Origin of the sequence: Micromonospora sp. KC207 (assembly GCF_004348615.1) — a bacterium.
In the GTDB taxonomy this organism is placed as follows: Bacteria; Actinomycetota; Actinomycetes; order Mycobacteriales; family Micromonosporaceae; genus Micromonospora.
This window is the reverse complement of sequence record NZ_SMKJ01000454.1, coordinates 1-3,462: the sequence shown is the minus strand read 5'-3', so window position 1 is coordinate 3,462 and position 3,462 is coordinate 1. Positions and strand designations below refer to the sequence as shown.

The 3,462-nt window shown below is 73.3% G+C and carries 2 protein-coding genes; both read left to right on the top strand.

The genetic code is table 11. From position 1 onward, the window contains the following. A partial coding sequence (locus tag E1258_RS31125; protein WP_132407380.1) for a M28 family peptidase occupies positions 1-2,235 on the top strand: 2,235 nt, incomplete at its 5' end. Between the two features lie 451 nt (positions 2,236-2,686). Continuing rightward, a partial coding sequence (locus E1258_RS31120) for an ice-binding family protein (RefSeq protein WP_243715802.1) occupies positions 2,687-3,462 on the top strand: 776 nt, incomplete at its 3' end.

Sequence of the window (3,462 nt, the reverse complement as noted above, 5' to 3'; positions counted from 1 at the left end):
GCCGACGCCCCCGCCGACGAGTTCAGCGCCGGCCGGGCGTACCGGAACGTGACGACGATCGCGGCCCGGCCGCACCCGGCCGGCAGCCCGGCCAACGACCAGGTCCGCGCGCACCTGGAGGGCGTGCTGCGCGGCCTCGGCCTGGAAACCACGGTGCAGGACACCGTCGCCCGAGCGGCCGGCCAGCTCAGCGGGGCCGCCGCCGGTACGACCCTCGCGCGGGTCCGCAACGTCGTCGCCCGGCTGCCCGGTACCGACCCGACCGGGAAGGTGTTCCTGGTCGCCCACTACGACTCGGTGCAGTCCGGCCCCGGCGGCAACGACGACGCCGCCGGCACCGCCGCCATCCTGGAGGTGGCCCGCGCGCTGACCGCCGGCCCCCGACCGCGCAACGACGTCGTCTTCGTGCTCACCGACGCCGAGGAGGCGTGCCTCTGCGGGGCGTCCGCGTTCGCCGCCGACCACCCGCTCGCCGCCGACGGCGGGGTGGTGCTCAACCTGGAGGCCCGCGGCTCCACCGGCCCGGTGATCATGTTCGAGACGTCCCGGGACAACGCGAGGCTGGTCGACGTGTTCGGCCGGGCCGCCCCGCACCCGGTCGGCACCTCCTTCGCGGTGGAGATCTACCGGGCGATGCCCAACAACACCGACTTCACCGCGTTCCTCGACCGGGCCGGCTTCGTCGGGCTCAACTCCGCGTACATCGACGGCGGGGCGATCTACCACACGCCCCTGGACACCCCGGCCGCGATGGACCGGGCCAGCCTCCAGCAGCACGGCGACAACGCGCTGGGCCTGGCCCGCGAGTTCGGCCGCGCCGACCTCGAGGCGCTGGACGCCGGGCACGACGCCACGTACTTCCCGGTCCCCGGCGGGCTGGCCCGCTACCCCGGCTGGCTGGTCCTGCCACTGGCCGTGGCCGCCCTCGTGGCCGTGCTCGCACTCGGCTGGTGGGCCCGGCGGCGGGGCCGGACCACGTACGGGCGGCTCGCCGCCGGGTTCGGGCTGGGCCTGGTGCCGATCGTCGCCGCACCGCTGGGCGCGCAGCTGCTCTGGGCGGGCGTCACCGCCGTCCGGCCCGGCTACGCCGAGCTGCTCGACCCGTACCGGCCCACCTGGTACCGGCTCGCCGTGGTGGCCCTCGCCGCCGCGACCCTGTTCACCTGGTACGCGCTGAGCCGGCGCCGGGTCGGCCCCGCCGCCCTCGCGATCGGCGGGCTGGGCTGGCTGGCCGTATTCGGCGTCGTGCTCGCGGTGCTGGTGCCCGGCGGGGCGTACCTGACGACCCTGCCGGCCCTGGCCGGCGCTGCGGCCGGGTTGATCGCGCTCGGCGCGCGGATCGACGGCCCCTGGCCGGTGGCCGCGGCGACCGCAGCCGGCGCGGTCGCCGTTGTGCTCCTGCTGCCGACCGTGGTGCTGCTCTTCCCGGCGCTCGGCATGGCGATGGGCGGTGTCGCCGCGCTGTTCGCGGTGCTGCTCGGGCTGGCCGCGCTGCCGGTGGTGGACCTGCTGCACCCCGAGGCCGGCGGGCGACGCGGCCTGGTCGCGGCCCGGGCCCGCCGGGCCGGCGCGCTCCCGGCCGTCGCCGCCGGGCTCGCGGCGGCGGTGTTCGCCGGGGTCGGGCTGGCCGTCGACCGGTTCGACGCCGCCCACCCCGTGCCCACCCACCTGATGTACGCCCTCGACGCCGGCACCGGCCAGGCCCGCTGGCTCAGCCACGAGACCGACCCACGGCCCTGGACCGACGGGTACGTCGACGCGACCACGACCGTCGCCGACTTCCCCGGGCTCGGCGACACCGAGCTGCGGGCCGGGCCGGCGCAGGCGGCGAACCTGCCCGCGCCGAAGCTGGAGGTCCTCGCCGACACCCGTTCCTCCGAGCAGCAGACCGTGCGGGTACGGATCATCCCACAGCGCCCGGTGCGGCTGCTCACCCTGCACGTCGACGGCGCGACCGAAGTTGAGTCGGCGGTGGTTGCCGGCCGGCCGGTGCCGGGCGGCCGGGCCACCGGCGGAACCTGGGGCTTCGGGATCGTCTTCCACGCCCCGCCACCGGAGGGGGTCGAGGTCACCCTCGTGCTGGCGGCCGGCACCCGGCCGCCGGCGCTGCGCGCGATGGACGCCAGCGACGGCCTGGACGGCATACCCGGGTTCCGACCCCGCCCGCCGGACGTCGGGGTGGTCGGCTCGCACAGCTCGGAGATGCTGGCGGTCGCCCGCACGTACCCGCTGTAGAGCCTGTCCGGACGAGCCCACGAGGTCGTCCTCGACCAGGCAGAGCGTGGCCTCGATGTGGCTTGGAGGCCACGCTCTCCGGCATCCAGCACGACCTTACGCGCCCGAGCGACCGGAAGACCGGGTCAGCGGGCCAGTCGGCGCCACTTCCAGCGGCATTGATCAAGGGTGGGGCATAGTCGATCAACACGGCAAGATGCCGTCTGAGCTGACCGTTCATTGGTCATAGATGGTCAATGTTCGTTGCCCTGCGGTACCGCTCGGTGTCGTCGGTTGCTGTACCTCGCTGCTGCACTGCTCAACCCTGTCCACCAAGAGCGCTTTGTCGGTTTTGGCCTCACTATGGGCTTAGATGTGTAAAAGTCCGATTGCCCATATTTGCACTTCGGCGTGGACTCGGGGTCGCTGTCGTGGCAGCGCCTGCCGGAGACACACCATGAGAGGCCACATCGTGACAGTCACTTCAATCCGTCGTCGTCGACGCGCCGTGCTGCCGGCACTCGCGGCCGGCACCGCTGCCTGCGCCGCCACCGCCGTGCTGATGCTCAGTGGAACCGGCGCCAGCGCCCAGCCAGCGCCGGTCGGCCTGGGGACAGCGGCGAACTTCTCCGTGCTGGCCGGCTCCACCGTCACCAACACCGGCGACAGCTTCCTGGCGCAGAGCCTCGGCGTCCACCCCGGCAACACCGCCACCGGCTTCCCCCCAGGCACCGTCGCCGGCGAGATCCACCTCGCCGACGACGTCGCCCTACAAGCCAAGAACGACCTGACCACCGCCTACAACAACGCCGCCGGCCGGACCCCGTTCACCAGCCTCCCCGCCGAACTCGGCGGATCCACGCTCACCCCCGGGGTGTACCGCATCGGTGCCGCCCAACTGACCGGCACCCTGACCCTGAACTCCGAGAACGACCCGGCAGCAGTGTTCATCTTCCAGATCGAGTCCACCCTCATCACGGCGGCCAACAGCAGCGTCGTGTTCATCAACGGCGCCTCACCCTGCAACGTCTACTGGCAGGTGGGCAGCTCGGCCACGATCGGCACGGGCACCCGATTCGTGGGCAACATCCTGGCCCAGACCTCGATCACCATGAACACCGGCGCAACCCTCCAAGGCCGCGCCCTGGCGCAGACCGGCGCCGTCACCCTCGACACCAACACAATCAACGCCCCCGTCTGTCTCCAACCCACAGGAACGCCGACAACCACTCCGACGGGCACCCCGAC